Genomic DNA, 24294 nt, shown 5'->3' with positions numbered 1-24294 from the left:
GAGGAATGAACAATGACAGAAGTTAAACAAGTTTATAAGTGTGAGATTTGCGGTAATATGGTTGAGGTACTTCATAAAGGAGGAACTCTACACTGCTGTGGCAAACCAATGAAGAAACTAGAAGAGAACACTGTTGATGCAGCTTTAGAGAAACATGTGCCAGTCATAGAAAAAATAGATGGTGGAGTACTAGTGAAGGTTGGGGCTGTAGAACATCCAATGCAGGAAGTTCATTATATTGAGTGGATAGAGATACACACTGAAAACAAGGTATATAGAAAGCATTTGAAACCAGGTGAAAAGCCAGAAGCTATTTTCAAGATTGATGAAGAAATTCTATATGCAAGAGAATATTGTAATTTACATGGTTTGTGGAAAAAATAAATAATAACTCTAAGCCTACTTTTTCTGAGTTAACTTTTAATTCTATATAATGATTTTAAAAAAGTATTGACAATTACATTTTTAGGGAATACTATATTATAAAGAATTAAATCATTATATAACCATTGAAGGGAAGTAAGTAAGTTTAAATACAGATTTAAGAGAGTCGTAGATGGTGGAATTACGATAATTATGCTTAAACTGAATGGGTCCTAGAGGTTCGAGATGAATTTAAAGTAGTCTTCTGACGTGTGCCTTACGTTATAAAGGCTGGAATATTATTGTATTCATAATAAGGAAAAGATTAATTATCTTTTTAAACTTAGGTGGCACAGCGGTAATGCGCCCTATGACTATTTATAGTCATAGGGCTTTTTTATATTTAGCAGTAAACCAATAAAATTTGATTAAAGAATTGGAGGTATAAACTATGGATGAAAAGAAAAAAGTAATATTTAGTGGTATTCAACCATCAGGAAACCTAACACTAGGGAATTATTTAGGAGCTTTGAAAAACTGGGTAAAACTACAAGACCAATATGATTGTTATTATTGTGTTGTAGATTTACATGCAATAACTGTAAGGCAGGAACCAAAGGAACTAAGAAGAAGAACTTTAGAAGTACTTGCAATATATTTAGCAGCAGGGATTGATCCAGAAAAAAACACAATATTTATTCAGTCACATGTACCTACTCATGCTGAAGCTGCTTGGTTATTAAATTGTTATACCTATACAGGTGAACTTGGAAGAATGACTCAATTTAAAGATAAGTCAAGTAGATATGGAGAATCTGTATGTGCAGGGCTTTTAAATTATCCTGTATTAATGGCGTCAGATATATTAATTTATAACGCAGACTTAGTACCTGTTGGAAAAGATCAAAAGCAGCATTTGGAGCTTACTAGGGATTTGGCAGAAAGATTTAATAATCTATATAGCCCTACATTCAATATACCTGAACCATACATTCCAGAAGCAGGTGCTAAAATCATGGATTTACAAGAGCCAACTAAGAAGATGTCAAAGTCATCAGATAACCCTAATAGCTATATACTGATAATGGATCCTCCAGAGGTTATAAGAAGGAAAATAGGCAGGGCTGTTACAGATAGCATAGGAGTTGTTAAATATAGTGATGAGCAGCCTGGAGTGAAAAATTTAATTACAATATTAAATGCTATAACAGGCATGACTATAGAGGAAATAGAAAATAAATATCAAGGACAGGGGTATGCTCAGTTTAAGGTTGACGTAGCAGAGGCTATAGTAAATGAGCTAGAACCTATACAGAAAAAGGTAAATGAAATTTTGAACGATAAAGAATATATTGAAAGCATATATAAAAAAGGAGCAGAAAAAGCTTACTATGTTTCTAGCAAAATGCTAAGAAAAATGCAGAAAAAGATAGGTTTTATTCCTGTGTCTAAATAAGTTTTCTATATTTAATAAAAGAGTATAACTAAAGCATGTGATTTAATTGAGCATTTATATAAAATCACATGCTTTTCATTTTTATAATATACAGTTATGGGGTTTTATTCATAGGCATTAACAAGCCTTGCCATCTTCTAGAATAAATTTGTTTATTACATGAGCAACACCATTTTCTATATTTGTCTTTGTTATATAGTTAGCTATTTTTTTCACTTCTGGGAAGGCATTGCCCATAGCAACGCCAAGTCCAGCGTATTTTATCATGTGTATGTCATTTCCAGCGTCACCCATGCAAATTACTTCTTTTGAATTTATACCAAGGCTTTTAGCTAGAAGTTCTACTCCAAAACCCTTATTAACTTTCTTATTGATAAATTCAAGGAAAAAAGGAGCACTTCTTACCACTGTATATTTATTATATATTTCTTTAGGAAGCTTTTCCGCTGCTTCAGATAAAATCTCCTCGTCACCTGTAACAATTACTTTAACGACAGTAGTATCTTCATTAATTTTATTAAAGTCTAAAATTTCTAATGGAAGGTTATTCATAGTAGTTTCCAATTCACTATACTTGTCAGCTTTAGGTGTTATACAAGAATTAGGAGTAGATATAAAAATTCCAACACCTAATTTAGCAGTTAAATTATATATATACTTAGCATCATCTAGATTCAGAAGATTTTCAGCTATAACTTTTCCGGTTTTAGTATTTTGAATTACTGCACCATTAAAGGTAACAGCATAGTCATTTTCAGTAATCAGGTTTAATTCCTTTAGGTATTTTTCGATACCTTTTATAGGTCTTCCAGTAGCTAAAACTACCTTTACGCCATTTTTCTGAGCATTTTTTATAGCTTCTAAATTCTCTTTAGATATAGTTTTATCTTCATTTAGTAAGGTACCATCCATATCAAGTGCTACTAATTTGTACATTAAATTACCTCCAAGTTTCTATTTTTATATTATTTAGGGATAATAAATCACCCCTCTAGTTAACTCAGTCCAGTATCATAATAATTATATATTCTACTTCAGTTAAAGCAAATTACTGGAGAAGGTAATAACAAGCAGTGACAAGTAATTACATGGTAAGTTAAACGATTACCGTCATACATATTCCATAGAGGTGCATAAGGCTGTTTTTGTTGAAAGTTAGTATGTGAAATGATATAATTTAATTTGTTTTGAAAAAGTTATGATGGATGTTTGTAATAACAAGCATCCTATATTTATAAAGCGAAAACTACGGAATAATAGCAAAAAGAAGAGGAGAGAGAGCTGTGGCTGACTTAATAAGAGAGATTGAAAGAAGAAGAACCTTTGCAATAATATCTCACCCAGATGCCGGAAAGACAACATTAACTGAAAAGCTTCTGTTATATGGAGGTGCTATAAGACTTGCAGGTTCTGTTAAGGCTAGAAAAGCATCAAAACATGCAGTGTCAGACTGGATGGAAATAGAAAAACAAAGGGGTATTTCTGTTACATCATCAGTAATGCAGTTTAATTATGATGGATATTGTATAAATATTTTAGATACGCCTGGACACCAGGACTTTAGTGAAGACACATACAGAACCTTAATGGCAGCAGATAGTGCAGTGATGGTAATTGATGCAGCTAAAGGTGTAGAGGAACAAACAAAAAAGCTTTTTCATGTATGTAGTTTAAAGGGAATACCTATATTTACCTTTATAAATAAGATGGATAGAGAAAGTAAAGATCCTTTTGAGTTAATAGAGGATATCGAGAATGTTTTAGGGATAAAGTCATATCCTATAAACTGGCCTATAGGTTCAGGGGCGGATTTTAGAGGGGTTTATGACAGAAACCAGAAGCTTGTTGAAGTTTTTGACGGCGGTAATCACGGGCAAACTGAGGTTGAAGCTATAGAAGGAGATATAGAAGATAAAGTATTTAAGGATCTTCTTGGCGATGCATTGCATCAAAAATTAAAGGATGATATAGAACTGCTTGATATAGCAGGAGATGAATTTGATTTGAATAAGGTTAGAACTGGTTCCCTTACTCCTGTATTTTTCGGTAGTGCTTTAACTAACTTTGGAGTAGAACCATTTTTGAGAGAGTTTCTTGGGTTGACTACTTCGCCATTACCAAGAGAGTCAGATAAGGGAGAAATTGAAGTTTTTCAAGATGATTTTTCTGCCTTTGTCTTTAAAATCCAAGCCAATATGAATCCAGCTCATAGAGACAGAATAGCATTTATGAGAATTTGTTCTGGTTCCTTCAAAAAAGGAATGGAAGTATTCCACGTTCAAGGTGGAAACAAAATTAAACTTGCTCAACCACAGCAATTTTTAGCACAGGATAGAGAAATTGTTGAGGAAGCATATGCTGGAGATATAATTGGTGTATTTGACCCAGGTATCTTTAGTATAGGAGATACACTGTGTTCACCTTCAAATAAGTTTAAGTTTGAGGGGATACCTATATTCGCACCAGAGCATTTTGCCAGAGTTAAAACTTTAGATACTATGAAGAGAAAGCAGTTTATAAAGGGAGTAACTCAGATTTCCCAAGAAGGAGCTATTCAGGTATTTAAACAATTGAATATTGGAATAGAAGAAATAATTGTAGGAGTTGTAGGTGTTCTGCAATTTGAGGTATTAGAATATAGGTTGAAAAATGAGTACAATGTAGATATAAAAATGGAGAGATTAGCTTATAGATATATAAGATGGATAGAAAGTTCCGATATCCCAGTAGATAAGCTTACTTTAACAAGTGATACTAGACTTGTTAAGGACTTAAAAGATAGAGATATCTTAATATTCCAAAGTGAGTGGGCTATAAGTTGGGCACTAGAACATAATAAAGGACTTATATTATCTGATATAGGTAAATCTGAGTAAATAGTACAATATAATTGATGAACTTGAATTATATAAAAAGGCTAGAGTACAACTAATATAATTTAGTTATACTCTAGCCTCTGCTTTTTTAGTCTATAGAGTTAATATAGTAATTATTTACGTAGCTAGTAGAACTAGTAGGCCTGCTGTAGTAATAGGAGTTTAGTAAGTTTGATATTAATATCTTACCTTTATCTAGTACGAAATCTACAAGTTTAACAGTTACATATGCAAGCAGCATACCGGCTATAACATCTATTATCCAATGAATCTCCAAGTACATTGTGGAGAATACAACACTCAAACAATAGAATCCCCAAATATATTTGAAAGCTTTATTTCTCTCTCTCAAAACTAAAAGAAACATAGCAAAGGCTATAGATGTATGCATAGATGGAAAGCAGTTTAAGGTAACTCCTGCAGCTGCCTGAGGGCTTAAGTTTCTTGCTAAACCATCGGGATGACCTAGTACATACCATACCTCCTGTAAATGAAACATTAGGTAAAAAGGAGTAATCAAGAAGACTTGTACAATATGTCCGGACAATCCATATCTCAACATTTTTTTAAAGTCTTTAGATATAGCAGCTCTATATAGTGGAAGAAGTACTGGAAGTACGAATCCATTATTATAAACTAGTCTTAAAAACCAAGTAAGAGTTTCTGATTTATAGGCTCTTACAAAAGCGGCATCATTAAGAGGTATTTTGCTAAACAAAGGGTTTAGGTCTATTACAATATCCTTGCTCATCTGCCAGCTTAGCATTTTACCCCATAGTGCATATCCATGAACATTTAAGTAAGATACAAATATTAAAAAGGGTACACATAATGCTAAAAATGGTAACCATTTTATATCTTTACGTAGTTCTGAATAAGCTGTAAAGCTTGCGAAAGCTAGTAAAAATAAGTATGCTTTATAGTCAATTCCCGTATTTGAATTGAGAGCAGTAAGTATAGCGCTGCGAAGAAAATACAGACCTATTAGTACAAAGTAATATTTATTTAATAAGTCAAAGGCTCTAAAAGACAAATTCTTTAACGTTTTTACAAATCTTTTTTCTCTAAAAATAGACATAAAATTTTATCCCTCCCTCATACAGGATAAATTATATCATAGAGTATTAGTGGAAGTACATAAGCAAATATAGTCTATTGCTAGTGTTCAATATACTATGACATGAAAAAAAGCTCAGAATTTATCTGAGCTTTTTAACTATGATATTATACATTTTTCTTTCTTCCAAATATGGCATCTACGATGAAAACTATTGCTGCTACAATTAGAAGAAGATTAATAAAACCGCCTCCAATTCTAAATATTAAACCTACAAGCCAGAATAATAGTACAAAGCCACCTAGCCAACGTAAAAAAGTCATTAACAATACCTCCTATAAGATAGATAATATTAATAATAGTGTTATCACTAATTGCAAAAATTATTAGTAAATTTCAATAAATTTTATATTAAAGAATTGTATCGTTACATTTTTGGTTTTTTAAAATTACCTATATAATAAAAGAAAGAATGACAATTAAATATAAAAGGAGTGTTTTCAATCATGGAACAGAAAAAAGTAGCCTTTAGTACTCTGAGGGTTCAGGATATGGTACAAGTAGCATTGATGGCGGCTATGACTTATATAGTTACTACAGTGGCCAATATTCCTAGCGGAGTAATAGTTAAAGGAGTAGTTCATTTAGGTGATACTATGATTTTCTTGGCAGCTATATTATTAGGTAAGAAAAAAGGATTTCTATCAGCAGCTATTGGAATGTGTATGTTTGATTTACTTTCTCCTTATGCCATATGGGCACCATTCACTTTTGTGATAAAAGGGGTTATGGCATATATAGCAGCCTCGGTAGCTTATAGAAAAGGGTATAAAGGAAATAATCCGTTGAACAATGTACTAGCTTTTACTTTAGCAGGAATATGGATGATCGCTGCTTATTATGTAGCTGGAGTGCTTATAATGAATTTGGTAATGAATATAGCGCTAGGACAAGCCTTTGTTCTTGCGGTAGCAGAGATTGTTGGAAATATAACTCAAGTAGTGGCAGGCATAATTTTAGCTCTTCCTTTAGCAAAAATATTAAAGAGAGCCAATATAGTTAGGTAATAATGAAAAAGCAATTTAAGGTAAGGGTTACATTAAAAATACCTACCTTAATTACTTACAGACAACTAAATAAAAAAGAGAGGTTTTAAAGCCTCTCTTAAAATTTCTTATCTGTCTCTCATTCTGTTTTTTTCAGCTTTTCTAGCTCTTCTGCAGTCAGGGCATCTAACTGGATCATTTTCAAATCCTTTTTCCTTATAGAAAGCTTGCTCACCTTCTGTAAATACGAATTCTTTTCCACAGTCTTTACAAACAATTGTCTTATCTGCCATTTAAAAAAACCTCCTTGAATCATAGGACTAATTTTATTCTTACTACTTACCTCCCATGATTAAGGAGAATATAGTACCTTGAAAAAACTGACCTATATGAAATAATTTTAGAGTAAAACTCTAAAATTATTATATCACATTTTACTAAAAAAACAATATTTTATAAGGTTATTTAGGATTCAATAGGTGAAAATATACTATAAAAACTGTCAAGTGATTATAATGATAATATATAATAGTTTTATAAAACTATTTGCAGATAAATTGAATATAAATATTAGTATAATAGATGTGGAGTTGTTAGAATGGATAAGAAAAAACTTGCAAACTTATTGAAAAAAATCGAAGGTCCTAAGTTAGATTTTAAACAAAGCATTCAAATAGAAACAGATAGTGGACGCAGAGAGCTTGCTAAGGATATATGTGCCATAGCTAACTCCAAAGGAGGAAGAGGATATCTAATAATTGGCATAGAAGATAAAACTAAAAAAGTAATTGGAATTGAAGACTTTGAGCTCAGTGAAGAAAAGATTCAGCAAATAGTAAGTTCTAGAATTGATCCACCAATACCAATATCTTTAGAAGTTATTGAGTTTCAAAATAAAAAAGTGGCAATAATAAATGTATATGATGGTCCCCAAAAACCATATCAATTAAGGGATAATGGTGCATTTTATGTAAGAAGGGGCTCTACCAACGATACAATGAGAAAGCAGGAGATAGTTTCTGCATTACAAGAAAATTTCATGTTAAATGCAGAATTGTGCCCAATACCTGGTAGTAATCTAAGCTGTATAGACAATACACTTGTAGACAAATATTTCTTTTCTCAAGGTATTAAGGTTGATGATGATAACAGGGTAGGACTAATGGAAAGTGCTTCAATTATATATATGGATAAAGATTCAGGAAAATATATGGTTACATTAGGTGGGTTGCTGGTTTTTTGTAAAAATAATAGCATATATGTACCGCACAATATGATAAAAATAATTAATAAAGTCAATACAAACTTTGATAATACTATAGTAATCCATGGAGATTTATTAACTATGTTAAACAGCAGTGAAAAGCTATTGCGAGACATATTAGTTAAATCCTATCCAGTAGAAGCCGTTAATGAGGGTATAAAGAATGCTATTTTATATAGGGATTACACAATGTTTAATAAAATAATTGAAGTTATAATTAATTATAATAGTATCATCATTACTAGTCCTGGTATATTAGTAAAAGGGAACAATACTGGGTACATTAATTATGTAAAACGCAATATGTGGATATATGAAAAAGTCATTGCCTTAGATGATAAGTCTAAGTTCATAAAGTCCGGAAAGGGATTTAGCAGAATGAAGAATGCCTTTAAACGAAAGGGGAAAGTGAACTTTATAAACTCCATTGAAGACGGTGATTTCAAAGTAATATATCCTGGAGTAAAAAAATTTGATTAATATATGTATAATATATAGGTACATATATATATAATAACTATAGAGCAAAAGTTGTCATTCAATTATGAATATTTTTTTAAATGCTTTATAAAATGTTGAAAAAATATTCTGAATATTATATAATTTACTTATAAGGATAGCACCTAAATATTAAAGTAAGGGGTGGTAAACATGATTCACGTATTTTGCAACAAAAGAGGTTCAGGCAAAACTAAAGCATTACTTAATTTAGCTAATGAAAAGGCATCAGAAGCAAAGGGTCATATTGTATATATTGATGACAATAGCAGACCTTTGTTTCAGTTGGACAGAAGAATAAGATTTATTAACACAAGTGAATTTAGTTTAAGAAAGCAAGAAAGTTTCTATGGTTTTTTGTGCGGCATAGTTTCGGAAGATTATGATATTGACACAATTTGTATTGATGGATTGTTTAATATTATAGAAGAGAATCTTCAGGATGCGGCACAATTATTTTATGCCCTTGAAAAGTTATCCAGCCAATATGCTATCGATTTTTACATCAATGTAAACGAGGAACAGGAAATGCCAGATTTCATTATGAAATATGTTGCTTAACAAATTTTATACTTTATTATTGGAGAATTGGGGAGAAAACAACTTTAAAATTTATATATCAAGGCTGGGCTTATAAACCCAGCCTTAAATAATTGTGATTTTAAGATTAGTTTTATAAAAAAGATTAAAAAACAACTATTTTATTGAAGATTTGGATTAAAAAATGCATTATATTTATTTAAATGTTGATAAAAAAATGCTTTATATATATACTATAAGTTATAGCAAAGAATGACAATTTAAAATAGTAGAAAGGTAGTGATTGAAGTGGCTAGCGTTTATGATATATTGCTAGAACGTGGATACATAAAGCAGGTTACTCATGAAGAGGAAATTAAAGAACTTCTAGAGAAAGAGAAGGTAACCTTTTACATAGGATTTGATCCAACTGCTGATAGTCTTCATGTAGGACATTTTGTACAAATGATGGTTATGGCTCATATGCAAAAAGAAGGACACAAACCTATAGCTTTAATAGGTGGCGGTACTGCAATGATTGGAGACCCAAGTGGCAAAAGTGACATGAGAAAAATGATGACAAAGGAACAAATACAACATAATGCCGATTGTTTTAAAGTTCAGTTTTCAAAGCTTATAGACTTTAATGATGAAAAAGCAATAATGGCAAACAATGGGGATTGGTTACTAGGTCTAAACTATGTAGAGTTCTTAAGAGAAGTTGGTGTACATTTCTCTGTAAATAGAATGCTTACAGCAGAATGCTATAAACAAAGATTAGAAAAAGGGTTAACTTTCCTAGAATTTAACTATATGTTAATGCAAGGATATGATTTCCTTGAACTTAATAGAAGATATGGCTGTGTTCTCCAAATGGGTGGAGATGATCAATGGTCAAATATATTATCAGGAGTAGATTTAATTAGAAGAAAAGAAAGCAAACCAGCATTTGGAATGACATTTACTCTTCTAACTACTAGCGAAGGTAAGAAGATGGGAAAAACTGAGAAGGGAGCTTTATGGCTTGATGCTGAGAAAACATCTCCTTATGAGTTCTATCAGTACTGGAGAAATGTAGGAGATGCAGATGTGGAGAAATGTTTAGCTCTTTTAACTTTCTTACCGATGGATGAAGTTAGAAGACTTGGAGCTCTTGAAGGTGCTGAGATAAACGAAGCTAAGAAGGTATTAGCTTTTGAAGTTACAAAACTAATACACGGTGAAGAAGAGGCTCAAAAAGCTAAAACTGCAGCTGAAGCGCTATTTGCTGGTGGTCAAGATATGAGCTCAGTACCAACAGTAACTATAGAAAAAGGAGAATTAAGTTGTAATGTTTTAGACCTGCTAGTAAATACAAAAATATTACCGTCAAAGAGTGAGGCGAGAAGGTTAGTTCAACAAGGTGGACTTACAATAAACGATGAAAAAATTACGGATATCAACTCGGAAATCACAGAAGAATATTTCCAAGATGGTAGTATTTTAATAAGAAGAGGAAAGAAAAATTATAATAGAATAATCCTTAAATAAGAGGGAAACACAACTATAAGTTGTGTTTCCACATTATTATCGCATCTTCTTTGTTATCTCCATAGTATTCTTTTCTTATGCCTTCTTGAATAAAGCCATATTTTTCATAAAGAGACTGAGCGATTTTATTAGACTTTCTCACTTCTAAAGTTATTTTACATATTGATTCTATTTTACATATCTCAATAAGTGCTTCAAGGAGAAGGTTTCCAGCACCTATCCCCCTATATTCTGGATGAACAGCTATATTAGTTATATGTCCTTCATCAAGAATAAGCCACATTCCTGCATAACCTATTATAATTCCATCTTTTTTGGCCACTATATATCTTGCAAATTTATTAGTCTCGATTTCTCTTTCGAAGGAATTTCTGCTCCATGGAGTTGGAAAGCTTAAGGAGTCTATTACCAACACGCTATCCACATGTTCGTGTTTCAAGGATAGAATCTCAATATCATTATTCATGATGAAGGGACTCCATTTTTTTTTCATATTCTCTTTCTGCCTGAGACTTTCTAAGGTAAAAAGGAGCAAAACTATAAAGGTCATCATGTTTTCCGGAGACTAGAAGCTCTAACCCAAGTTCACCTAAAGAGGATGATTTAACTAAATTAAGATGGGCAGGAGCAAAGCGAATATTTTCCATACTAGAGGACAGTTTTTCTCTGAACTTAGGTACTGCGTCGCCGACAAAACAAACAGATTGCCCTTGTTTATTTAAAAGAGAAATTAAATCATCTACAGAGATGACCATGTACTCACTTATAATATGAAGCTTATTATCAATAAATTTGTATAAAGCAGTATAAACGTTACCTCTAAGTGCATCTAGAATAGGACATATAATTCCTGATGTAAATGCTAAGTTATATGCAAGGGCATCTAAGGAAGAAATGCCTATAAAGGGTTTGCCGGTACCATGACTTAAGCCTTTTATAGTTGCAGCACCTATTCTTAGACCTGTAAAAGAACCAGGTCCTTTAGATACAACAAAACCGTCTACAGAAGAAATATCTAATTTTAAATTCTTTAGTAATTCATCTATCATTGACATAAGTACTACTGAATGTTGCTTTTTATAATTAAAGGTTATTTCCCCTAATAATCTATCATCTTCTAACACAGCACAGGTTGCTGATTCTGTGGCTGAATCCAAACTTAAAATTCTCATAAAATTATCCTAGCTCCTTTATATAATTATATCTATCTCCATAATATTGTATTATAATTTTTCTAAAGTTTATACCTAGTTCCGGCATTTTTCTTATTTCCACCCATATATGTTCTTCTGGTATTAGCTCCTCAATATAGTTTGCCCATTCAATAACACTTACAGCATCGCTAAAAATATATTCATCAAAACCTATAGCCTCTATTTCATCTGGATCATTTACCCTGTAAACATCAAAATGATATAGTTTTAAACGGCCTTCGTATTCATTTACAATAGTAAATGTAGGGCTTGTAATAGGGCAATTTATTCCAAGACCGCTAGCAAGTCCTTTAGTAAAATGAGTTTTTCCTGCTCCTAGGTCACCAGTTATGCAAACTATATCACCAGGATTAGCAAGAGAACCAAGATTTTTTCCTATATTTATAGTATCTTCTAAACTATCTACGATAATTTCCATTAAAATTCACCTCATAGATATTTTATCCAAAATAGAACAAAAAGAAAAGAAACATTAAATTTTCATTAATAGTATATAACAAGTTTGCATTGTTAAAATACATTATGTAAAATATATATTATATATCTATATCTGTAAAACATGCACTTTAATGTGTAACTCAATATGTTATTGTTAGAATAATTATTATATATTTTTATTCGAGAAATATAGAGGTGAAGAACTTGAGAAAAAAGTTAGGTGTATTTTTAGTTTTTATTATAATATTTCTTGTAGGGTGTGGCAGCAAAGTAGAGAAGGAGTCAGCGGCTATAGAAGAACTACCTAAAATGGAAACAAAAAAGAATATTGATTTAAATATAGTAACTACAGATAAATTGCTATATAGTATGGTAAAAACTCTAGTTAAAGAAAAACATTTAGTTGAATATATGTTTAAGGATAGAGAATCAGAGATAAACTTTACCTTTTCAAGTGATAGTCTAAATAATGTAGCAAAGAAGGACTTATTTATTTATATGGGAGCCGGTTTTGAGCCATGGATGAACGATTTTATAGATAAGCTTAACAAAAGCAGGGTTGGAGTCATAAATGTATCTAGAGGAGTAAATCTTATTTCATATAATAAGGTAGTAAAATATAAGGATGTAGTTTTAAAGGATAACCCTTATTATCTTTTAAATATAGATAACTACAAAGTTGCATTGTTGAACATAAAGAATTCAATACAAGATAGAGACCCTAAAAATAGAGATCAATATGAAAAGAATTTCTCGGAACAATTAAAAAGATTAGAAGGCTATCAAAATGAATTGAAAACAATCCGTGACAAGCTGGCAGACTATACATTTATAGTGGTAGAAGATGAATTAAGTTACTTCGTAAAGTATAATGATTTTAAGGTAATGGAGATAAATAGTCAAGGTAATGAAAAGAGAATATTACCACAGGATAGCAATGCTGCATTAGAATTAGAATCAAAACTTAAGGAAAGTAAAAAATTAATCTTATTATATAATAATGATACTGTATTAAAAGATAACGAAGCTTTAATAGGTAAGTATAATATTAAAACTGTAAATATAAAGATGATTAATGATGAATCAAGCTATGATGCTATACTTAAAGCTAATATTGAAAGTTTAAAAAAAGTTTATGAAGAGGAACCGGTTATAAAATAGATGGATATTAAAATGTTATAGTAAAATAAAAAAATGCTTGCATTATTTAAAAATATCGTATATAATAAATATTGTCTTAGGGGTATAGCTCAATTGGTAGAGTAGCGGTCTCCAAAACCGTTGGTCGTAGGTTCGAGCCCTACTACCCCTGCCAAGAAGATCTGATAAACTAATTAGTTTATCAGATCTTTTTTTATTTTAAATTAAACTGTTAAGTGGAGGCTCTGTATTTTTAAAAAGCGATAGCTTAAAGCTTATACTGAATTGAGCAAAAAAGGAATAAGTAAGTTTTGAATTATTCATTTAACAAATAAAGGTATGCAATAAACAGCTATAAGGTATAAGAAGTAAAATGTTGTAATTACATAAAATACAAGGATATTTACATATTTGATCAAAAGTTTCTACCATAAAGTAAATGTTATACCATTTGTTTATAAGTTTATGGTATAGTTTATAAGTTTTTGAAAATGTTTTCTGGGATTATTAAAATTCTTTTTTTTAAATAAATATTAATAATAATAGAATGATAACAATAAGAATCAACAAAACTATGGATGCATTTATTCTAGAATGTTTGCAATAGTTAGTGAAATAGTGTAATATGAGTAGGTGTGTTTTTTCATTGTTTGTAATATTCGAAGAAATAGTAATGCAAAGATGTTAAGATATATCAATAGATGAAAGAAAAAATGCAATCCTCTAAAAAGAATTTTTGCAATAAAGTAGTATATATATATACTTTTCTCAGAAAGTTATAAGAATATAAAGTTATAAAAAGTTATTTTTGTTGAAATGATTACAATACTGCATATAAATGTATAAATATAATAAAATAAATGAAATAATTAATCGCAAGATTGCCGTGGAAATAAATGATATCTTGTCAAAATAAAAATATAATGATAAAATAATTTTGAAATTAAATTAAATAAGAAAAAGGAAGAGGGGATAACATGGAACTTGCAAAAAATCAAGGTGAAGAACAAAAGATGAAACATCCACCAGGGCTGTATATGCTTTTCATGGTAGAGATGTGGGAAAGATTCAGTTACTATGGTATGAGAGCTTTACTTGTAATGTATCTAACAGGAACACTAGTATCTGGTGGTTTGGGATTTGATAAAGCTTCAGCAATGAGCTTATATGGTACATTTACATCTTTAGTTTATTTAACTCCATTAGTAGGTGGATATTTATCAGACAGATTCTTAGGACAAAGATTAGCTATCACAATAGGTGGTATAACAATGGCGGCTGGACAATTTGCATTGTTCTCAAGCCAAACTAAGGGTGCGCTATATTTAGGATTATTTTTACTTATAATAGGAAATGGTTTCTTTAAACCAAACATTTCAGCTATAGTTGGACAACTATATCCAGATGGAGACAAGAGAAAAGATGCTGCCTTTACTATATTCTATATGGGAATAAACGTAGGTGCATTTATCGCTCCACTAGTATGTGGTACTTTAGCAGAGCAAGTATTCGCAGTTAGACAAGGCGGAGAAATTATACATTACGGATTTAGATATGGTTTCTTAGCAGCTGCTATAGGAATGATTTTAGGACAACTTATATTCAACTTGTTAGGAAATAAGTATCTAGGCGAGATTGGAAAAAAACCAGTTAAAAAAGCGAAAGATAACGACGATAATTCAGAAGATGCTAATAGACCTCTTACAAAGAAAGAAAAAGACAGAACTATAGTTATATTTATATTAACAGCTTTCGTTATATTCTTCTGGACAGGCTTCGAGCAAGCAGGAAGTTCATTAACAATATACACTAAGGACTTTATTGACAGAAATGCATTTGGAACAGAATTACCAGTTTCTTGGTTCCAATCATTAAACCCAGTATTCATAGTAATTTTTGCACCAATAATAGGAAAGCTATGGATAAGTTTAGCTAAGAGACCACAGGGAGATATGAACATTCCTACAAAGATGGCTTCTGGTATGATTCTTTTAGGTATTGGTTTCGTATTAATGGTAGGAGCTGTTTTACAAAGAGGAGATGCAGGTGATAACGTAGCTGTAAAAGCTAATATGTTATGGCTTGTTGGAGCTTATTGGTTCCATACTATTGGAGAACTTTGTTTATCACCAGTAGGACTTTCAATGGTAAGTAGACTAGCACCAAAGAAATTCCTATCATTACTTATGGGAGTTTGGTTACTAAGTTCATCTATTGCTAATAAACTAGCTGGAGTATTAGCTGGATTTATGGATCAATTAGGACACTTACAAATATTTGGTGGAGTTGCAGTTGCCGTTATACTTTGTGGTGGTATACTACTTGCTCTTAACAAAAAACTTTCATCTATGATGGAATAATATACAGTAATATAGGTCGCGGATAGTAGGGATAAATTCTTACTAAATCCGTGGCTTTTTTTTATATTTCTTTAATTAAAGCTTATTTTTATCAATTATAAAGGTATTATTTTTATAATAAACTTAAGCTTTAAATTTAAGATTCTAAGTTTATTTGTCGAAAGCAATCCATTGTATTCAAAAAAGCATTCTATTAATATTGAAAACCTTATCATTTTTGAAAGTTATTAAATTTAAATAAAAGTTTACTAAAAATTTAACAATCTTTATGAAGTTATAATATGATTTGCTGATATGAAAAAAATGTCGAAAAATGCTTTAAATATTTATTCAATAGGAAGAATAACTTGAAGATCCTATAAATAAGATATAGAGTCTTAAATTATTTATCAAAATTTTTTGAATAAAAAATAAAAAATACTTTGCATTGGACGATAAATTTATGATAATATAAGAGCAGATAGGAATTCATGGAAATTAATTTTGAACTAATTTGATCTAAAGTAAATAATTGTAATAGATTATATCTGTAATTTCAAACAACATGCTGATATAAATTGTATTTATATCTTAATAAAAACCCATCTGAAATTTATAATAAATACATAAAAAAATTAAAAAAATAAGTGTTTTAAGAAATAAATATAGGATTAGACTTGGGTATTCTTGATTTTATAGAGTTAAATGTTTATTTTTTAACATTTTTGTTTGTTAATCTTTTCTTTTTAATAGAAAAGGATTATAATTATAATTGTGGACATACAATTTTTTTCAATTAATATAAAAAATAGGGTTTTAGGTAATATTAGGGATTGACTAAAATTATACAGTTAATCCTACAAGGAGGGAATTATTAATGAGTGAAAAATTACTTTCCATTGACCAAACTACAATTCAAATGTTGGACAAAGCTAAAAATGAAGGTTTGGAAACAGCTTGGGACAGAAAAGTGGCTCAAAAAGCAGCTTGTGGATTCGGTTCCGCTGGTGTGTGCTGCAGAAACTGTACTATGGGACCTTGTAGAGTAAGCCCAGTTCCTGGAAAAGGTGCTGAAAGAGGTATCTGTGGTGCTACTGCAGATGTTATCGTATCCAGAAACTTTGCTAGAATGGTAGCTGGTGGAGCAGCAGCTCACTCAGACCATGGTAGAAGTATAGTTCTTGAATTATTACATGCAAGTCCAGAAGGAGCTATAAAAGTAAAAGATGAAAAGAAATTAATGAAGGTTGCTTCAAGATTTGGAATTGAAACTGAAGGCAGAGATGTATATGATATAGCTCATGAGCTTGCTCAAACAGGATTAAAGGACTTTGGTAGACAAGAGGGACATATGGTTCTACCACCAACAGTTCCACCACAAAGAAAAGAAATATGGGAAAAGTTAAATCTAGTTCCTAGAGGATTTGATAGAGAAGTTGTTGCAATCATGCACTCAACTCATATAGGATGTATGGCAGATGCTGAAGAAATGCTTAAAATGTCATTAAGATGCGGATTAGCAGATGGATGGTTAGGATCATATATGGCAACAGAATTCAGTGACATAATGTTTGGAACACCTCATGCACGTCCTACTGAAGCAAGTCTAGGAGTTCTAGAAGACAACCAAGTAAATATAGTTTTACATGGACATGAGCCAGTACTTTCAGAAATGATAGTTGCAGCTGCAGAAATGCCAGAAATAATCGAATTAGCTAAATCAGTAGGAGCAGATGGAATAAACCTTTGCGGTATGTGTTGTACAGCTAATGAAGCAACAATGAGACATGGTGTTAAACTAGCTGGTAACTTTATGCAACAGGAATTAGCAGTAGTTACTGGAGCAGTAGAAGCAGTAGTTGTTGACGTACAATGTATATTCCCAGCACTTGCTAAATTAACAGAAAGCTATCATACTAAATTTATAACTACTTCACCAAAGGCTCGTATCACAGGAGCTGTTCATATGGAAATGGATGAAGAATCACCATTAGAAACAGGTATAGCTATAGTAAAAGAAGCTATAATGAACTTCAAAAACAGAGACAAGAGCAAGGTTATGATACCTGATATTAAAACTAAAGCAGAAGTTGGATATAGTGTTGAAGAAATATTAAATAAATTAGATGGAGTTGTAAACTCACACATAGGACCAATGCAATCAACTAAACCTCTTGCAGACGTTATAGTTGCTGGAGTAATAAGAGGAGCAGCTGGTGTAGTTGGATGTAACAATCCAAAAACTGTTCACGATGAAGGACATATTGAAGTAATAAAAGGCTTAATTAAGAATGATATAATAGTTGTTGTTACTGGTTGTGCAGCTCAAGCAGCAGCTAAACACGGTTTACTTTCAAAAGAAGCAAAAGAACTTGCTGGCCCAGGACTTAAGAAAGTATGTGAATTAGTTGATATTCCACCAGTACTTCACATGGGTTCTTGTGTAGATATCAGCCGTATCTTAGAATTAGTTGGAACAACTGCTATTCATTTAGGAGTAGATATAAGTGATCTACCAGTAGTTGGTGTAGCTCCAGAATACATGTCAGAAAAAGCTTTATCAATAGGATGTTATGTTGTAGCATCAGGTATAGATACATGGCTTGGAGTAGCTCCTCCAGTTACAGGTAGCCCAGAAGTTGTGGACATACTAACTAACAGAATGGAAGAGTGGGTAGGAGCTAAATTTACAGTAGAACCAGATCCACATAAGACTGTTGAACAAATAGTTGCTAGAGTTAATGAAAAACGTAAAAAGATAGGAATCTAAAACCAGAGGTTTATACTTATTTCAGAATGAGAATAGAAAAAGTCTATTCTTATTCTGAATGAACTATTAATATAATAAGTGAATTGCAGTGAATTATATAAGGCAATTATTGTAGCAAATAAGGAGGGTCTACACATGAAAATGAAAGTGGCGATAACGGGAAAAGGTGGTGTAGGTAAAACTACATTCTCAGCCATATTAAGTAGGATATATGCAGAAGAAGGATATAAGGTTTTGGCAGTAGATGCTGACCCAGATCCTAACTTAGCCTTGGCTTTAGGTTTCCCAGAGGAACTAATGGATGAAATTGTTCCAATATCAGAGATGAAAAAGTTAGTTGCAGAAAGAACAGGCTCAACTCCAGGAGCCTTTGGTAAAATGTTTAAGATAAATCCAAAGGTTGATGATATACCAGAAAGATACTGTAAAGAACATAATGGTGTAAGACTTTTAACTATGGGAACAGTAGACACTGGTGGGACAGGCTGCATATGCCCAGAAAATGTTCTTCTTAAAAAGCTTACTTCACATCTAATTCTTCAAAATAAAGATATTGTTATAATGGATATGGAGGCTGGTATAGAGCATTTAGGAAGGGGAACTGCCCAAGGTGTAGATGTATTTATCGTTGTTGTAGAACCTGGAATAAGAAGTATTCAAACTTACAAGCATGTAAGAAGGCTTGCTAAGGATATAGGTATAGATAAAATTTTTGTAGTAGCTAATAAAGTTAAAAATGAAGAAGATGAAAAATATATACTCCAGAATGTAGACGAGGGAGCTTGTCTTGGATTCATACATTATAAGGACGCTGTAGGAAGTTCTGATAGAGTTAATCAATCTCCTTACGATTCTAATAAGGATACTGTTGAGGAGGTAAGAAAAATAAAAGAAAAATTAGAGATGGGGGTATTTTAAATGGGATTTAAATCCGATATCGAAATAGCACAGGAGTGTAAACTACAAGACATAAGGGAAATAGCTTCAAAATTAGGTTTTACTGAAGATGATATTGAACTTTATGGAAAGTATAAGGCTAAAGTAGATTATAATCTTTTAAAGAAAACTCCTTCAAAAAATGCAAGACTTATTCTTTGTACAGCAATAAATCCAACACCAGCTGGTGAAGGAAAAACTACTACTTCAATTGGTGTAGCAGATGCTTTATCAAAAATAGGTAAAAATACAATAGTTGCATTAAGAGAGCCATCACTCGGACCAGTATTTGGTGTTAAGGGTGGAGCTGCAGGTGGCGGATACGCTCAAGTTGTTCCAATGGAAGATATAAACCTACACTTTACAGGAGACTTCCATGCTATAGGAGCAGCTAATAACTTATTAGCAGCAATGGTTGACAATCATATTTATCAAGGAAATGCATTAGATATAGACCCAAGAAGAATTGTTTGGAGAAGATGTGTTGACATGAACGACAGACAATTAAGATTCGTAGTAGATGGTATGGGTGGAAAAGCTAATGGAATGCCTAGAGAAGATGGTTTTGATATAACTGTTGCTTCAGAAATAATGGCTATATTCTGTTTATCAAATGATATAAATGACTTAAAAGAAAGATTAGCTAGAATAGTTGTAGGATATACAAGAAAAGGAGAACCAGTAACAGCTGGTCAAATTAATGCTCAAGGTGCAATGGCTGCATTACTTAAAGATGCATTAAAGCCAAACCTTGTTCAAACACTTGAAGGAACACCAGCATTTGTTCATGGTGGACCATTTGCGAACATTGCTCACGGATGTAACTCAATAATGGCTACAAAGATGGCTACTCATTTTGCTGATTATGTAGTTACAGAAGCTGGTTTCGGAGCTGACCTAGGAGCAGAAAAATTCTTAGATATTAAATGTAGAATGGCTGGATTAAAACCAGATGCAGTAGTAATAGTTGCTACAGTTAGAGCATTAAAATATAACGGAGGAGTTCCAAAAGCTGAGTTAAATAATGAAAACTTAGAAGCTTTAGAAAAAGGACTTCCAAACTTATTAAAGCATGTTGAAAATATAACTAAGGTATTTAAATTACCAGCAGTAGTTGCAATAAATGCATTCCCAACTGATACAGCAGCTGAGTTAAAGCTTGTTGAAGACAAGTGTAAGGCACTTGGCGTAAATGTTAAGTTATCAGAAGTTTGGGCAAAAGGCGGAGAAGGCGGAATTGAAGTTGCTAAAGAAGTTGTAAGATTAATAGAAAGTGGAGAAAATGAGTTCCAATTCTCTTACGACACAGAACTTCCAATAAGAGAGAAAATAAGAGCTATATCTCAAAAAATATATGGAGCTGATGATGTTATATTCACAGACCAAGCTAACAAGGAAATTGATGAGTTAGAGAAAAATGGATATGGAAAGACTCCAATATGTATGGCAAAAACTCAATATTCCTTAACTGATGACCAAACTAAGCTTGGAAGACCAACAGGATTTAACATTACTGTAAGACAGGTAACAATTTCAGCAGGAGCAGGCTTTGTTGTTGCTTTAACTGGTTCAATAATGAAGATGCCAGGACTTCCTAAGGTTCCAGCAGCTGAAAGAATCGATGTTGATGAAAGTGGAGTAATAAGCGGATTATTCTAAAGAATTTTAGGGGGAACGAATAATGAAGCTAGCGGATAAAACTTGTACAGAATTTATAGAAGTTCTTGCTTCAAAAGCAGCAGTACCTGGTGGTGGCGGGGCTGCAGCATTAACAGGTGCGATAGGAATGGCACTTGGAAGCATGGTTTGTAATTTGACAATAGGAAAGAAAAAATTCGTTGAGTACGAAGAAAAGTTACAAGGCATATTAAATAGAGCTGGAGAGTTACAACAAGAACTTCTCAAAATGATAGATGCAGATGCAGAATGCTTCTTACCTTTATCAAAGGCTTATGGAATGCCTAAAGATACAGATGAGCAGAAAAAACTAAAGGAAGAAACTTTAGAGAAATGCTTAAAAGATGCCTGTGAGGTTCCTGTATCTATAGTTAAATTAGCTTATGAGTCAATTAAACTTCATGAAGGATTAGTTGACAACTGCTCAATGTTAGCTATAAGTGACGTAGGGGTAGGAGTGCAGTGTTTAAGAGCTGCTATAATCGGTGCTCAATTAAATGTAATAATCAACATAAATTCTATTAAAGATGTAGATTATGTTGAAAAAGTAAAAAAAGAAACAGAACCTCTAATAGAAGAGGGAGTTAAACTTTGTGATGAAGTTTATGAAAAGGTAGTAAAAGCACTTTCTAAGTAGTGCATTGTGGCACGGCTTCAGAGAAAAGCTTTTTTCTCTGAAGAGTGCTTACACATATAATTACTTGAGAATTTTAGTGTGAAGGAGATTATAAGTATGGGTCAGTTAATTAAAGGGAAACCAGTTGCAGATGCAATAAGTGCAGCATTAACTAAAGAAGTTGAAGAATTAAAGGTAAAGGGTATTGTGCCAAAGCTAACAATAGTTAGAGTTGGAGCCAACGGAAGTGACCTTGCTTATGAAAGAGGAGCTTTAAAAAGATGTCAGTCTATAGGAATAGCGACAGAAGTTAAAGAGCTTCCAGAAGACATATCTCAAGATAAGTTCATAGAAGAATTAAAAAAGGTAAATGATGATAAATCTACTCACGGAATACTAGTTTTTAGACCTTTCCCAAAACAACTAAGCGAAAGCGTTATTAAATATGTAATTGCACCTGAAAAAGATGTTGATTGTTTCAGCCCTGTAAATGTAGCTAAGGTTATGGAGAACGACCAGACTGGCTTTGCACCATGCACTCCATCAGCTGTTATTGAAATTCTTAAGCATTACAATGTTCCTATGAAGGGCAAAAAGGCTGTAGTTATAGGAAGATCAATGGTAGTAGGAAAACCAGTATCAATGTTGCTTTTAAACGAACATGCTACAGTTACTATATGTCATTCAAGAACTGAAAATATGCCAGCAGTATGCTCAGAAGCTGATGTCTTAATAGTGGGGATAGGTAAGGCAAAGATGATAGATTCAGCTTATGTAAAAGAAGGAGCAGCAGTTATAGATGTTGGTATAAATGTTGATGAACAAGGAAATCTTTGTGGAGATGCTGATACTGATGACTGTGTAAATAAGGCTTCAGTGATAACACCAGTTCCAGGTGGAGTAGGAGCGGTTACTACTTCAATACTTGCTAAACATGTTGTAAAAGCATGTAAGCAGCAAAATAACCTATAAGCATTTATAAATTGGGGGAATAAAAATGATTATTTCAGAAAAAAAGCCTTTTGAAGAAGTAATTGACTATTTAAAAGATAGTCAAAAAGTTGTTTTAACAGGTTGTTCCTTATGTGCATCCACATGTAAAGTAGGTGGAGAAGAGGAAGTTTTAGCTATGAAAGCTAAGCTAGAAGAGAACGGAAAAACAGTTTTAGGATATAAAATATTAGATCCTTCTTGTAATTTGCTTAAAACTAGAAAAGACTTAAAAGCTTTAAAGGATGAGTTAAAAGAAGCTGATGCAGTTTTATCTTTAGCTTGCGGGGATGGAACTCAGACTGTTGCAAAGCTTGTAAAAAATTCAGTTTACCCTGCTAATAACACATTGTTTATAGGCGAAGTAGAGAGAGTTGGCCAGTATGCAGAAGCTTGCAGAGCTTGTGGAAGCTGTCAGCTTGGCTGGACTGGGGGAATATGTCCAGTAACAATGTGTGCAAAGGGTCTTTTAAATGGAGCTTGTGGTGGAGCAAGAGATGGAAAGTGTGAAGTTGATCCGGAAAACGATTGTGCATGGATAGCAATATACAATAAGTTAAAGGAACAAGATAAGCTTGAAAATCTAGTAGAGATAAGAGAGCCAAGAGATTATCAAATTAGTGCACATCCAAGAAAAATAGATTTAAAAGATAAGTAATTATAACTAAGGGGGATTATGAAAAATGAGTCTATTGAAAGAAGCTTTTGAAAGAGGAGATTTTGCTGTTACAACAGAAATGGCTCCTCCAAAAGGTACAAATCTTTCCCATCTAATAGAATGTGCTAAAGCGGTAAAAGGAAGAGTTCATGGGGTTAACGTTACAGATTTCCAATCTGCTACATTAAAAGCTACCTCCTTAGCAACATGTAAGGTTTTAAAAGATGCAGGACTTGAGCCTGTGCTTCAGGTGACAGGAAGAGATAGAAATAGAATAGCTATACAGGGGGAGTTATTATCTGCTGGGGTTTTTGAGATAGAAAACGTTTTAGCTCTTACTGGAGACTATACTATGACAGGAGATCATCCAGGTGCTAAGCCAGTTTATGATTTAGACAGTGTAAGCATACTTCAGGTAGCTAGCACTTTATCCAGTGGAAAGGATATGTCTGGTAATGAGTTAAATGGAAAGCCAGATTTCTATCTAGGAGCCTGTGTAACACCAAGATATGAACCTTTAGAGGTACAAATACTAAAAATGGAAAAGAAAATAAAGGCTGGTGCTAGGTTCTTCCAAACACAAGCTGTATTTGACATAGATACTTTAAGAAATTTTAGAGAGAAGACTAAGCATTTAGACGCAAAACTAATGCTAGGTATTATACCTCTAAAATCAGCTGGAATGGCTAAATATATGAATAAAAATGTTCCAGGCATATTTGTTCCAGATGAATTAATCGAAAGAATGAAAAATGCTGAGGATAAGGTAAAAGAGGGTATTAAAATATCCGGTGAATTTATAAAACAAGCAAAAGCTGAAGGGCTTTGTGATGGTATTCATATAATGGCAATCGGGGCGGAAGAGAATGTGCCATTTATATTAGACGAAGCAGGATTATAAAAAAGG

At 32.4% G+C, this 24294-nt stretch carries 23 protein-coding genes, 1 tRNA gene and 1 other annotated feature; of the genes, 17 read left to right on the top strand and 7 right to left on the bottom strand.

Features of this window, described 5'->3' with window-relative positions; genetic code table 11:
- Window positions 1–12 precede the first annotated feature (12 nt).
- The gene (locus N4T77_RS07220; RefSeq protein ID WP_261671087.1) at window positions 13–384 is read left to right on the top strand and encodes a desulfoferrodoxin; all 372 of its coding nucleotides are present in this window, start codon (window positions 13–15) and stop codon (window positions 382–384) included.
- A gap of 116 nt (window positions 385–500) precedes the next feature.
- Window positions 501–737: a binding site (T-box leader), on the top strand.
- Window positions 738–814: 77 nt separating this feature from the next.
- A complete protein-coding gene (trpS, locus tag N4T77_RS07215) occupies window positions 815–1819 on the top strand; it encodes a tryptophan--tRNA ligase (RefSeq protein ID WP_261671086.1) in 1005 nt (334 codons plus the stop codon).
- A gap of 117 nt (window positions 1820–1936) precedes the next feature.
- On the opposite strand, the gene yidA is transcribed toward trpS, so the two are convergent.
- Window positions 1937–2755: a sugar-phosphatase gene (gene yidA, locus N4T77_RS07210; RefSeq protein ID WP_261671085.1), complete on the bottom strand. Its 819-nt coding sequence runs from the start codon at window positions 2753–2755 to the stop codon at window positions 1937–1939.
- A 347-nt stretch (window positions 2756–3102) separates the two neighbouring features.
- Between yidA and N4T77_RS07205 the strand changes: the two genes are divergently transcribed.
- Window positions 3103–4695: a peptide chain release factor 3 gene (locus N4T77_RS07205; protein WP_261671084.1), complete on the top strand. Its 1593-nt coding sequence runs from the start codon at window positions 3103–3105 to the stop codon at window positions 4693–4695.
- An 88-nt stretch (window positions 4696–4783) separates the two neighbouring features.
- Here N4T77_RS07205 and N4T77_RS07200 read toward each other — a convergent pair whose 3' ends face one another.
- Entirely contained in the window at window positions 4784–5773 is a 990-nt protein-coding gene (locus N4T77_RS07200; RefSeq protein ID WP_261671083.1) for a phosphatase PAP2 family protein, read from the bottom strand.
- Between the two features lie 146 nt (window positions 5774–5919).
- Window positions 5920–6075 carry a DUF5670 family protein gene (locus N4T77_RS07195; protein WP_261671082.1) on the bottom strand — a complete coding sequence of 52 codons (156 nt, stop codon included), beginning with the start codon at window positions 6073–6075 and terminating at the stop codon, window positions 5920–5922.
- A gap of 183 nt (window positions 6076–6258) precedes the next feature.
- Here N4T77_RS07195 and N4T77_RS07190 point away from each other — a divergent pair, with 183 nt between their 5' ends.
- Window positions 6259–6819, top strand: a complete 561-nt coding sequence (locus N4T77_RS07190; protein WP_261671081.1) for an ECF transporter S component — start codon at window positions 6259–6261, stop codon at window positions 6817–6819.
- Window positions 6820–6926: 107 nt separating this feature from the next.
- On the opposite strand, the gene N4T77_RS07185 is transcribed toward N4T77_RS07190, so the two are convergent.
- The gene (locus N4T77_RS07185) at window positions 6927–7091 is read right to left on the bottom strand and encodes a zinc-ribbon domain-containing protein (protein WP_218318734.1); all 165 of its coding nucleotides are present in this window, start codon (window positions 7089–7091) and stop codon (window positions 6927–6929) included.
- Window positions 7092–7396: 305 nt separating this feature from the next.
- Here N4T77_RS07185 and N4T77_RS07180 point away from each other — a divergent pair, with 305 nt between their 5' ends.
- The 3 genes from N4T77_RS07180 (at window position 7397) to tyrS (ending at window position 10609) form a co-directional block, all read left to right on the top strand.
- On the top strand, window positions 7397–8542 hold the full coding sequence (locus tag N4T77_RS07180; RefSeq protein ID WP_261671080.1) for a helix-turn-helix domain-containing protein: 1146 nt from the start codon (window positions 7397–7399) through the stop codon (window positions 8540–8542).
- Between the two features lie 171 nt (window positions 8543–8713).
- Window positions 8714–9121 carry a hypothetical protein gene (locus N4T77_RS07175; protein WP_261671079.1) on the top strand — a complete coding sequence of 136 codons (408 nt, stop codon included), beginning with the start codon at window positions 8714–8716 and terminating at the stop codon, window positions 9119–9121.
- Between the two features lie 267 nt (window positions 9122–9388).
- Window positions 9389–10609 carry a tyrosine--tRNA ligase gene (tyrS, locus tag N4T77_RS07170; RefSeq protein WP_261671078.1) on the top strand — a complete coding sequence of 407 codons (1221 nt, stop codon included), beginning with the start codon at window positions 9389–9391 and terminating at the stop codon, window positions 10607–10609.
- Window positions 10610–10622: 13 nt separating this feature from the next.
- On the opposite strand, the gene rimI is transcribed toward tyrS, so the two are convergent.
- From rimI to tsaE, 3 genes are read right to left on the bottom strand one after another with little or no spacing between them, the layout of a single operon-like run.
- A complete protein-coding gene (gene rimI / locus N4T77_RS07165) occupies window positions 10623–11075 on the bottom strand; it encodes a ribosomal protein S18-alanine N-acetyltransferase (RefSeq protein ID WP_261671077.1) in 453 nt (150 codons plus the stop codon).
- A complete protein-coding gene (gene tsaB, locus N4T77_RS07160) occupies window positions 11068–11781 on the bottom strand; it encodes a tRNA (adenosine(37)-N6)-threonylcarbamoyltransferase complex dimerization subunit type 1 TsaB (protein ID WP_261671076.1) in 714 nt (237 codons plus the stop codon). Before tsaB ends, rimI begins: the two co-directional genes overlap by 8 nt.
- A gap of 4 nt (window positions 11782–11785) precedes the next feature.
- Window positions 11786–12241 (bottom strand): tRNA (adenosine(37)-N6)-threonylcarbamoyltransferase complex ATPase subunit type 1 TsaE, encoded by a 456-nt coding sequence (gene tsaE / locus N4T77_RS07155; protein ID WP_261671075.1) that lies wholly within the window; start codon window positions 12239–12241, stop codon window positions 11786–11788.
- A 215-nt stretch (window positions 12242–12456) separates the two neighbouring features.
- Here tsaE and N4T77_RS07150 point away from each other — a divergent pair, with 215 nt between their 5' ends.
- The 10 genes from N4T77_RS07150 (at window position 12457) to N4T77_RS07105 (ending at window position 24288) form a co-directional block, all read left to right on the top strand.
- Window positions 12457–13422: a metal ABC transporter solute-binding protein, Zn/Mn family gene (locus tag N4T77_RS07150; RefSeq protein WP_261671074.1), complete on the top strand. Its 966-nt coding sequence runs from the start codon at window positions 12457–12459 to the stop codon at window positions 13420–13422.
- A gap of 78 nt (window positions 13423–13500) precedes the next feature.
- Window positions 13501–13576, top strand: a tRNA-Trp gene (locus N4T77_RS07145).
- Between the two features lie 802 nt (window positions 13577–14378).
- Entirely contained in the window at window positions 14379–15761 is a 1383-nt protein-coding gene (locus tag N4T77_RS07140) for a peptide MFS transporter (RefSeq protein ID WP_261671073.1), read from the top strand.
- A gap of 856 nt (window positions 15762–16617) precedes the next feature.
- Window positions 16618–18510, top strand: a complete 1893-nt coding sequence (cooS, locus tag N4T77_RS07135; protein ID WP_261671072.1) for an anaerobic carbon-monoxide dehydrogenase catalytic subunit — start codon at window positions 16618–16620, stop codon at window positions 18508–18510.
- Window positions 18511–18651: 141 nt separating this feature from the next.
- Window positions 18652–19428, top strand: a complete 777-nt coding sequence (locus N4T77_RS07130; RefSeq protein ID WP_261671243.1) for a carbon monoxide dehydrogenase accessory protein CooC — start codon at window positions 18652–18654, stop codon at window positions 19426–19428.
- On the top strand, window positions 19429–21105 hold the full coding sequence (locus N4T77_RS07125) for a formate--tetrahydrofolate ligase (RefSeq protein WP_261671071.1): 1677 nt from the start codon (window positions 19429–19431) through the stop codon (window positions 21103–21105).
- Between the two features lie 22 nt (window positions 21106–21127).
- Window positions 21128–21760, top strand: coding sequence for a cyclodeaminase/cyclohydrolase family protein (locus N4T77_RS07120; protein ID WP_261671070.1), 633 nt, complete (start codon window positions 21128–21130; stop codon window positions 21758–21760).
- A gap of 96 nt (window positions 21761–21856) precedes the next feature.
- Window positions 21857–22711 carry a bifunctional 5,10-methylenetetrahydrofolate dehydrogenase/5,10-methenyltetrahydrofolate cyclohydrolase gene (locus N4T77_RS07115; protein WP_261671069.1) on the top strand — a complete coding sequence of 285 codons (855 nt, stop codon included), beginning with the start codon at window positions 21857–21859 and terminating at the stop codon, window positions 22709–22711.
- A gap of 25 nt (window positions 22712–22736) precedes the next feature.
- The gene (locus N4T77_RS07110; protein ID WP_261671068.1) at window positions 22737–23387 is read left to right on the top strand and encodes a methylenetetrahydrofolate reductase C-terminal domain-containing protein; all 651 of its coding nucleotides are present in this window, start codon (window positions 22737–22739) and stop codon (window positions 23385–23387) included.
- A 25-nt stretch (window positions 23388–23412) separates the two neighbouring features.
- Window positions 23413–24288 carry a methylenetetrahydrofolate reductase gene (locus tag N4T77_RS07105; protein ID WP_261671067.1) on the top strand — a complete coding sequence of 292 codons (876 nt, stop codon included), beginning with the start codon at window positions 23413–23415 and terminating at the stop codon, window positions 24286–24288.
- Window positions 24289–24294: the final 6 nt, after the last annotated feature.

Source organism: Clostridium sp. CX1 (assembly GCF_025398335.1).
GTDB lineage: Bacteria > Bacillota > Clostridia > Clostridiales > Clostridiaceae > Clostridium_AM > Clostridium_AM tanneri.
The sequence above is the reverse complement of the archived record's forward strand: the minus strand, read 5'-3'. Positions and strand labels throughout refer to the sequence as shown.

Coding starts and splice junctions, on each gene's coding strand:
- rimI (WP_261671077.1), bottom strand. CDS start 11,075: ATGAATAATGATATTGAGATTCTATCCTTGAAACACGAACATGTGGAT.
- N4T77_RS07185 (WP_218318734.1), bottom strand. CDS start 7,091: ATGGCAGATAAGACAATTGTTTGTAAAGACTGTGGAAAAGAATTCGTA.
- N4T77_RS07190 (WP_261671081.1), top strand. CDS start 6,259: ATGGAACAGAAAAAAGTAGCCTTTAGTACTCTGAGGGTTCAGGATATG.
- N4T77_RS07180 (WP_261671080.1), top strand. CDS start 7,397: ATGGATAAGAAAAAACTTGCAAACTTATTGAAAAAAATCGAAGGTCCT.
- yidA (WP_261671085.1), bottom strand. CDS start 2,755: ATGTACAAATTAGTAGCACTTGATATGGATGGTACCTTACTAAATGAA.
- N4T77_RS07195 (WP_261671082.1), bottom strand. CDS start 6,075: ATGACTTTTTTACGTTGGCTAGGTGGCTTTGTACTATTATTCTGGCTT.
- N4T77_RS07110 (WP_261671068.1), top strand. CDS start 22,737: ATGATTATTTCAGAAAAAAAGCCTTTTGAAGAAGTAATTGACTATTTA.
- N4T77_RS07140 (WP_261671073.1), top strand. CDS start 14,379: ATGGAACTTGCAAAAAATCAAGGTGAAGAACAAAAGATGAAACATCCA.
- trpS (WP_261671086.1), top strand. CDS start 815: ATGGATGAAAAGAAAAAAGTAATATTTAGTGGTATTCAACCATCAGGA.
- N4T77_RS07175 (WP_261671079.1), top strand. CDS start 8,714: ATGATTCACGTATTTTGCAACAAAAGAGGTTCAGGCAAAACTAAAGCA.
- tsaE (WP_261671075.1), bottom strand. CDS start 12,241: ATGGAAATTATCGTAGATAGTTTAGAAGATACTATAAATATAGGAAAA.
- N4T77_RS07105 (WP_261671067.1), top strand. CDS start 23,413: ATGAGTCTATTGAAAGAAGCTTTTGAAAGAGGAGATTTTGCTGTTACA.
- N4T77_RS07200 (WP_261671083.1), bottom strand. CDS start 5,773: ATGTCTATTTTTAGAGAAAAAAGATTTGTAAAAACGTTAAAGAATTTG.
- N4T77_RS07125 (WP_261671071.1), top strand. CDS start 19,429: ATGGGATTTAAATCCGATATCGAAATAGCACAGGAGTGTAAACTACAA.
- N4T77_RS07120 (WP_261671070.1), top strand. CDS start 21,128: ATGAAGCTAGCGGATAAAACTTGTACAGAATTTATAGAAGTTCTTGCT.
- tsaB (WP_261671076.1), bottom strand. CDS start 11,781: ATGAGAATTTTAAGTTTGGATTCAGCCACAGAATCAGCAACCTGTGCT.
- N4T77_RS07130 (WP_261671243.1), top strand. CDS start 18,652: ATGAAAGTGGCGATAACGGGAAAAGGTGGTGTAGGTAAAACTACATTC.
- cooS (WP_261671072.1), top strand. CDS start 16,618: ATGAGTGAAAAATTACTTTCCATTGACCAAACTACAATTCAAATGTTG.
- N4T77_RS07220 (WP_261671087.1), top strand. CDS start 13: ATGACAGAAGTTAAACAAGTTTATAAGTGTGAGATTTGCGGTAATATG.
- N4T77_RS07115 (WP_261671069.1), top strand. CDS start 21,857: ATGGGTCAGTTAATTAAAGGGAAACCAGTTGCAGATGCAATAAGTGCA.